Origin of the sequence: Modestobacter excelsi (assembly GCF_005930495.1) — a bacterium.
Taxonomy (GTDB): Bacteria; Actinomycetota; Actinomycetes; order Mycobacteriales; family Geodermatophilaceae; genus Modestobacter; species Modestobacter excelsi.
Genome location: NZ_SJEX01000029.1, coordinates 42,797 through 51,149 on the forward strand (window position 1 = coordinate 42,797; position 8,353 = coordinate 51,149).

Annotated in this window: 7 protein-coding genes; all 7 read right to left on the reverse strand. The window is 70.2% G+C overall.

Features of this window, described 5'->3' with window-relative positions:
- Positions 1–24 precede the first annotated feature (24 nt).
- Entirely contained in the window at positions 25–159 is a 135-nt protein-coding gene (locus FHL80_RS26235) for a helix-turn-helix domain-containing protein (RefSeq protein ID WP_246078626.1), read from the reverse strand.
- 138 nt (positions 160–297) lie between these two features.
- On the reverse strand, positions 298–1,809 hold the full coding sequence (locus FHL80_RS11770; RefSeq protein ID WP_216870642.1) for a serine/threonine-protein kinase: 1,512 nt from the start codon (positions 1,807–1,809) through the stop codon (positions 298–300).
- Positions 1,810–1,823: 14 nt separating this feature from the next.
- Positions 1,824–2,498, reverse strand: a complete 675-nt coding sequence (locus FHL80_RS11775; RefSeq protein WP_281283468.1) for a helix-turn-helix domain-containing protein — start codon at positions 2,496–2,498, stop codon at positions 1,824–1,826.
- A complete protein-coding gene (locus FHL80_RS11780; protein WP_216870643.1) occupies positions 2,485–3,750 on the reverse strand; it encodes an RNA-directed DNA polymerase in 1,266 nt (421 codons plus the stop codon). The genes FHL80_RS11775 and FHL80_RS11780 overlap by 14 nt, the downstream gene beginning before the upstream one ends.
- 462 nt (positions 3,751–4,212) lie before the next feature.
- Complete coding sequence (locus tag FHL80_RS11785) at positions 4,213–7,119, reverse strand: vitamin B12-dependent ribonucleotide reductase (protein WP_138733606.1); 2,907 nt, start codon at positions 7,117–7,119, stop codon at positions 4,213–4,215.
- Positions 7,120–7,199: 80 nt separating this feature from the next.
- Entirely contained in the window at positions 7,200–7,718 is a 519-nt protein-coding gene (nrdR, locus tag FHL80_RS11790) for a transcriptional regulator NrdR (RefSeq protein ID WP_138733607.1), read from the reverse strand.
- A 272-nt stretch (positions 7,719–7,990) separates the two neighbouring features.
- Positions 7,991–8,353 (reverse strand): LysM peptidoglycan-binding domain-containing protein (locus tag FHL80_RS11795; protein WP_216870644.1); only part of this gene is annotated, 363 nt, incomplete at its 5' end.

The window sequence follows — 8,353 nt, forward strand, 5'->3', positions numbered from 1 at the left end:
GAGGCGCGGAGCTCCCGTACCTCTTCACTGCACCCCGCGTCGGTCGAGGCTCTGACGCACCGCGCTGAAGCTGCGATCTGTCTCCTCGGCCAAGACTCGCAGGCTCGCGCCGGCCTGGTACCGCTCGACGACATAGGTCTCCACCCGCTCCTGCAGCACCGGATCAGGACGCGGGCTGGCAGACCCCCGGAACTCGGGCCGGACACGAGCCTCGGCACGCGGTGGGTACGGCACGGGCCGACGGTAGCGATCCACGGGCACAGCGGACGTCGCCCTGGTAGGTGAAGTGGACCAGCGTCAGGACCGCCGCCACGAGCCATCAGTCGGGTACTCCGGCATCATCGACGGACGCGACAGCTGCCCGTCGGCCGCGGCGGCGAACCAGCCCATCCAGCGGTCGTTGAAGTCGTCGGACTCGCCAGGGACCAGCTCGGTGAACGGCCAGGCCACCTGGTACTCCGTCATCGCGTTGGCCAGCGCCTTTCCAACCGGCTCGGGTCCAGCCAGGGGGTCGGCCGGGTGGAGAGCGAAGGGCTCCTGACCCCGGATGACGCCCCCCAGGATCGGGTTGTGCATGAATGCCGTCTCGAACCAGCTGTAGGCGCCCTGCCGCTGTGCGTCGCAGTAGTACAGCGAGTGACTGCGACCGGCGTACCCGTAGGCGTTCGCGGGAAAGACCACGCTCACCGTTGCTGCGGCGATGATGTCGAACGATGGCCGCCACGGGTCCCAGCGGACGTCCTGCCCGATCGGAATGGGGGTGGACACGCCGAACCGTGCACCGTGGAGCTCTACGGACCAGCCCTCGGGACGGCGCTGCACAAGGGCACCGGGGGCGAGGTCGGTGACGGTCTCGAGAAGAGCGGTGGAGACGCGCTCCAGCGACCTGCGGGCCGCGTCGGTGAGCTCGCCGCGCCGTTCCTGCTCGTCACGGGCACGCGATGCGGCGATTTCCTCCCCCCGGACCCGTTCGGCCTGCCGCTGGTAGGCGCTGGCCAGTGCCGCCCCACCTGGCGTCAGGGTCGTGTCGGCAGCCTTCTGCAACCGAGCGAGCAGGTTCGCCGGCACCGGCCGAGCCCCGGGCGACTTGTACAGGCACTCCTCGATCAGCGCCGCCAACCGCGGCGTCGCGCCGGCTAGCGGTGGTGGTTCGGCGACCAGGTGCTGGTGCCGGAAGTCGGAGGCCTCCGGTCCGGGGAACGGAAGATCACCGGTCAGGAGCTCATAGGCCATGACCCCCAGGGCGTAGACGTCCGTGGCTGCGGTGGCCCGCTCCGAGCGCCACCGCTCCGGCGCCGCATACTGCAACGTCCCGGACTCCTTATGGGTCTCGGTGGCCGTCACGGCCTCGGTGTACCGCGAGATGCCGAAGTCGGTCAGGCACCACCTGCCGTCGATGAGAAGCACGTTCTCCGGCTTCAGGTCGCGATGGACCACGCGCCCGTCGAGGTCCGCCAGCGCCGTAGCCACGTCCGTCATGATGGCGAGCGCCTGTTCCAGGGGAAGTGGACCATCGACGGCCACGAGCTGGTCCCGCAGAGACTCATCAGCCAGCGGCATAACGATGGCGTAGGCGTTCTCCGTCTCACCCGAGTCCAAAACCGGGACGACGTTGCGGATGGCTGGCTGCAGGGCCGTCAGGTCGGCCAGCAGCATCTCCCGCGACGCGCCGGGTCGCTTGGGGACGATCTTGACCGCAGCGGGTGCCCCGTCCTCTCCGGTTGCTGCGAAGACCTCTCCGTAGCTGCCCTTGCCCAGGCAGGCTCCGAGTTCCCAGCGCCCGGTCAACTGGATGATGTTGTTCGCCACTTCAGCTCCCGTGCTCACAGCAGTTGCGCCTCGTTGCGATTGGCGGCGGCTTGGTCGGCGGAGACGTTCACCCACACGCCCAACGTCTGCGCAAGAACGGTGGAGAACCGCCAGAGCGGGCCGAAGTCGCCGCTCCGGGGGGCGTGGACGTAGACGGTGCCGTTGAGGTCGACACGCGGTTCGGCGAGCTCGTGATGGCGCGCCAGTGCCGTCAGCACTGCCCGGCCGGCGAGCACCTCCTCGCGGGTCGCGACGCGGTCGTGGGTGGCTGGCCGGGCCAGCCCACGTCGGGCGGCACGGTCCGCCGGCGAGGGCGGGCGGGGGTCGGCGACCTCAACGGTCTGTTCGATGCGCAGGCCGAGGACGGAGCAGACGAGGAACAGGTTGTGCGCTGCAGTCCAGTCGCCCCGCTCGATGCGCTGGACGGTGTTCAGCGAGATGCCGGCGTCGCGGGCGAGGTCGGCCTGCTCCATGCGGCGGGCCCTGCGGCGGGGGGCGACGTCGCGACAGATGTCCTGCCACCACTCGTAGGCCTCCCGCAGCGCCGCGGGCTGGACATCCGTGTAGTCGCGGAACGGCCAGTTGCTGCCTGTGCCGGCGCTCTTCGGTGCGGGCGGCGCGTACGACTGTCCAGCGACCCTGCCCCCGCTCCGTTGCCCGGCGGCGGCCGGGTCATCAAGCGGCGGCAAGGTGGGCTCCGCTCCGAATCCAGGCGACCGCGGGACGACACTCCGGAACGGTGGTGTGCAGCTTGGTCAGCGCCGCGTCTACCTTCCGGCCGGACTCGGTGCGGCGCAGGGTCAGCGCGAGCGCTCGCCGCTGCTGGGCATCGCCCAGGTTCAGTGCGGCCTCCGTCGCCGCTCCCACGTTCCAGTCCGCCGACCAGCCCCATGCCTCAGCCGCGGCGCACCGGACCGGCATCCACCGCTTGTCCGGATCGGTGGCGAAGGTCCGCAGCTGCCGGCCCTGCTCGCGGCCGACACGCAGGTCGCTGACGACGCCCATCAGGTGGTACGCGACCGCAGCGGTCTCGGGAGTGGGCTCAGCGGTGGCCTGCTCCAACAGCCAGTCGACGTCCAGCTTGCGGGCGGCGTACATGACCTTCAGGTAGTTCGCCCACAGCCGCGGGTCGGCCTGCATCAGCTCCGGCCGGCCCTGCAGTGCGGTCAGGGCATGGTCGCTCCGACGGTTGAGCAGGACCTTCAGCAGCCACCGCAGGCGCGTCGGGTCCGGCTTTGGCTGGGCGACCTCCGCGTCGAACGCGTCCAGCACCGCGGCCATCGCGCCGGCGGGGTCGGCGGTCAGCATGTCCTTCAGCTCGCCGATGTCGGGGTTGCTCAAGATCCGCACAACACCGTGAGCTGTCCGCAGGTGCCGGGTCTTCTTCGGGTTGACCTCCAGCCCCAGCGCGGTCACCGCGCCGATGACCGTGTCGCGCGCCATCGGCCACGAGTCCGGGTCGTCCAGCCAGAGCCGGTAGTCGTCGGTGTACCGGCCGAAGCGGACACCGGCGTCTCGCAGCGCCTGATCGACCGGCACGAGGAACAGGTTGCCCAGCAGCCCGGATGCCTCCGGCCCGACGGGCACCCCCTTGACGCCCCAGAGCTCGTGCCAGGACCGCAGGTAGCTGGCAATCGCTGCTGCCACGTCAGCGTCGGCGCCCACAGCGACAAGCTGCTCGCCGAGGGCTGTGACGTCGATGGAGGGGTAGTACTGCCGAACGTCCAGCGTGCCCAGGCCGCAGAACTCCGGTGCGGCAATCGCCTCGGTGAGCTCGGACATCCGCAGGCCGGTGGCGTACCGGTAGTCACGCACCTGCCACCCAGGGCCGGCCTCGGTCAGCCGGTAGCTGGCAACCTCGTCACCCAGCGACTCGTCGATGGCCTGCGCCGCCCGCCCAACCAGTGCCCGGAACACAACGTCGTCGAACGGGTCAGGCACGGTCATTCCACGCAGTTCCCCGCCGACCCCCTTTGGCAGCGGCAAGGAGTGCGAACGAGCTGGGGCCAGCTCGCCAGCGCTGCGCCGCTGGATGACCGCGGCGGTGACGTCGGCGGCGTGGGCGAGGTCGGCCCAGGCGACGGGGTCGGGGATGTCTCTTTCGCGCGCCCACCGCTGGCCAGCGCGGACGGTGGCGCACAGCTCGTGGTCGGTAAGCGGCAGCACTGTGTGGGGCCTCCACTGCAAGGTCAGGGCAGGGTTGGGCAGAAGGGTGGCCAGGACGGCCAGTGGGGAGCCGCCCCGGCCGCGCGAGGCGGCCGGGGCGGCTGTAGTGCGGCTGTATCAAGATCTTGCGGTTGGGCGAGCTTGATACACAATGTCAGCGCAAGCCGCCGTGACATTTCGACGAGCCTGCCGGGACATTCCGCGAGAATCCGCAGGACATCCCGGCAAGCCTCGCCATCAGCTGCAGCCGCTGGTCGAGCCGCAACCCTCGCAGACGTAGCAGCTGCCGGCCGGGCGCATCTTCGTGCCGCAGGTCATGCACAGCGGCGCGTCGGTGGCCGTCCCGGTGACCAGCTCGAGCAGCTCCGCCGAGGAGTGGGCCTCCTTGACCGACTTCGGGCCGGCCGGGGTGACCTGGGTCTCCACCTTGGCCGTCTCGATCGGCGCCGAGCCGCGCAGCTGCTCCAGGTCGACGTCCTCCTCCTCCACGACGGCGGGGGTCGAGGCGGAGGAGCCGTAGGAGCCGGAGACCTGGGCGGCCCGCTCCTCGGCACTGAAGATGCCGAGGCCCGCCCGGGTGTCGACCGGCAGGTGGTCCAGCGCCAGGCGACGGAAGATGTAGTCCATCACCGACTGGGCGATCCGGATGTCCGGGTCGTCGGTCATGCCGGCCGGCTCGAACCGCATGTTGGTGAACTTCTGGATGTAGGTCTCCAGCGGCACCCCGTGCTGCAGCGCCAGGGAGATCCCGATCGAGAACGCGTCCATCACACCGGCCAGGGTCGAGCCCTGCTTGCCCAGCTTGAGGAAGACCTCACCGAGGCTGCCGTCCTCGTACATCCCGGCGGTCATGTAGCCCTCGGCGCCGGCGACGCTGAAGGACGTGGTGACGCTGGTCCGCTTCTTCGGCAGCCGCTTGCGCACCGGGTGGGCGAGCGCGGTGGTCGGCTGGGTCCCGGACGATGCCTCGGCCACGACCTCGGCCGTGGTGCCGTCGTTCTTGCCCTTGCCGCCGGACAGCGGCTGGCCGACCTTGCAGTTGTCGCGGTAGATGGCCAGGGCCTTGATGCCCATCTTCCAGCCCTGGAAGTAGATGTCCGCGACCTCCTCGACGGTCGCCGACTCCGGCATGTTGACCGTCTTGCTGATCGCGCCGGAGATGAACGGCTGGACCGCCGCCATCATCCGCACGTGGCCCATCGGCGAGATGGACCGCTCGCCCATCGCGCAGTCGAAGACCTCGTAGTGCTCGGGACGCAGGGTGGGGGCGTCGACGACGTGCCCGTGCTCGGCGATGTACTCGACGATCGCCTCGACCTGCTCGTCCTGGTAGCCCAGGCTCTTCAGCGCCCGCGGGACCGTCTGGTTGACGATCTGCATCGAGCCGCCGCCGACCAGCTTCTTGAACTTGACCAGCGAGAAGTCTGGCTCGATGCCGGTCGTGTCGCAGTCCATCATGAAGCCGATGGTGCCGGTGGGGGCCAGCACCGAGGCCTGCGCGTTGCGCCAGCCGTTCTCCGCGCCGATCGCCAGGCAGTCCTGCCACTCGGCGGTCGCTGCCTTCAGCACGTCGGCGTCGTCGGCGCCGACCGGACGGATGGCGTCGTTGGCCGCGGCGTGCTTGCGCATCACCCGGGCGTGGGCGTCGGCGTTGCGGGCGAACCCGTCGTAGGCACCGACGACCCCGGCCAGCTCGGCCGAGCGACGGTAGGCGGTGCCAGTCATCAGCGAGGTGACGGCCGCGGCCAGCGACTGACCACCACGGGAGTCGTAGGCGTGGCCGGTGGCCATCAGCATCGCGCCGAGGTTGGCGTAGCCGATGCCGAGCTGGCGGTAGGCCCGGGTGGTGTCACCGATCGGGTCGGTCGGGAAGTCGGCGAAGCAGATCGAGATGTCCATCGCGGTGATGATCAGCTCGACGGACCTCACGAAGGTCTTCGAGTCGAAGGTGCCGTCGTCCTTGAGGAACTTCATGAGGTTCAGCGACGCCAGGTTGCACGAGCTGTTGTCCAGGCTCATGTACTCCGAGCACGGGTTCGAGGCGTTGATCCGGCCCGTCTCCGGGTTGGTGTGCCAGTCGTTGATCGTGTCGTCGTACTGGATGCCCGGGTCGGCGCACTCCCAGGCCGCCTGGGTGACCTTGCCGAACAGCTCACGGGCGTCGACGGTCTCGATGACCGAGCCGTCGGAGCGGGCACGCAGCCCGAACCCGGTGCCGTTCTCGACCGCACGCATGAACTCGTCGTTCACCCGGACCGAGTTGTTGGCGTTCTGGTACTGGACGCTGGTGATGTCCTTGCCGCCGAGGTCCATGTCGTACCCGGCGTCGCGCAGCGCGCGGATCTTGTCCTCCTCGCGGGCCTTGGTCTCGATGAACTCCTCGATGTCGGGGTGGTCGATGTCGAGGACGACCATCTTGGCCGCGCGGCGGGTGGCGCCACCGGACTTGATGGTGCCGGCCGAGGCGTCGGCGCCGCGCATGAAGGAGACCGGACCGGAGGCCGTGCCACCGGAGGACAGGAGCTCCTTGGAGGAGCGGATGCGGGAGAGGTTCAGGCCGGCGCCCGAGCCGCCCTTGAAGATCAGCCCCTCCTCGCGGTACCAGTTCAGGATCGAGTCCATCGTGTCGTCGACGGCCAGGATGAAGCAGGCGCTGACCTGCTGCGGCGAGGCGGTGCCGACGTTGAACCAGACCGGGGAGTTGAAGCTGAACACCTGGTGCAGCAGCATCCAGGTCAGCTCGTGCTCGAAGACCTCGGCGTCGCCCTCGGAGGCGAAGTAGTCGTGCTCGCGGCCGGCCGCACCGTAGGTGAGGACCACGCGGTCGATGAGCTGGCGCAGGCTGGTCTCCCGCTGCGGGCTGCCGACCGCGCCACGGAAGTACTTCGTGGTGACGATGTTGGTGGCGTTGATGCTCCACTCCGACGGGAACTCGACGCCGCGCTGCTCGAAGTTGATCGAGCCGTCCCGCCAGTTGGTCATGACGACGTCGCGGCGCTCCCAGACGACCTCGTCGTAGGGGTGCACCCCCGCCGTGGTGAAGACGCGCTTGACCTTGAGGCCCTTCCCGCGGGTCGGGGCCTTGCCACCACCGCCGGTGCGACGGTTCCGGCTGGCTGAGAGGCGATCGGCTGTCTCGGTCAAGGCGTGCTCCCTGGTGTGGCGTTCGGGCGTACAGGTGGTGGCGGACGGAGGTCGTCGGAAGCCGGTGGTGCGGGTGCTGACTAGCTGGGTGGACCGGGCCCATCGCCGTCGCCGGGTGCGCCCTCGTGGGGTGCGCCCCCGGCCGTGGACGCGGGACGCAGCCGCTTGAGCTCGGCGATCTCCTTCTCGAAGTCGGCCGCCGAGCTGAAGGAGCGGTAGACGCTGGCGAAGCGCAGGTAGGCGACCTCGTCGAGGTAGCGCAGCGGGCCCAGGATCGCCAGGCCCACCTCGTTGCTGGGCACCTCGGCCGAACCGGTGGCGCGCACGGCGTCCTCGACCTTGGCGGCGAGGACGGCCAGCTGTGCCTCGTCGACCGGGCGCCCCTGGCAGGCCCGGCGGACGCCTGCGATGACCTTGTTGCGGTCGAAGGGCTCACTGACGCCGCTGCGCTTGACGACCGCCAGCACGGGCTCCTCCACGGTCGTGAACCGCCGGCCGCAGACCGGGCAGGACCGGCGTCGGCGTGTCGTCGCGCCCTCGTCGGTCTCGCGTGAGTCGATGACCCGGCTGTCAGGACTGTGGCAGAACGGACAACGCACCGGAGCACCTCCTCGTCGATCGGCGGCCCGGAAGGGCGACCGCCCGGCGGCTGCCTGTGGACCGACCGGGGGACATCCGGTGGATGTCCTGGGGCTGACCTGGGGAAGCGCCTGTGGACTGACTTACATCTCTGTCACTACAAGATGTTGGGGTGAGGTTAACCCCGCACCACTACAGGTACAACCTCTGAGCCCCGGCGCGTCTTCCCCCGTCGCGTGCGCCACCCCTGCCCCACGCGCTGGGACGCGCCGACCGGCCCGTTCCGCCACGGTCACGGCAGCTGCAGCACCGCGCCGGGCAGCAGGTCGACGTCCTCGAGCCCGTTGAGGTCGACGATCGCGTCGACCACGGCCCGCGGGTCCTCCCCGGGGGCCACCTCCTGGGCGAGCGACCAGAGCGTGTCCCCCGGCTGGACGACGACGGTCGACGAGCCGGCCAGCTCGAGCCCGCCCCACTCGGTGCCGAGCTGCACGGTGACCACGGTGACCGCGGCGATGGACAACCCGACCGCGATCGACAGGCCGGCGACCACCCGGCGACCGCGCTCGGTGAGCCGGATCGGCGTGAACCCCTCGTCACCGGGCCGCCCGGCGACCCCGCCCGCACGGACCCCGGGGCGCCGCCCGCCCTCCAC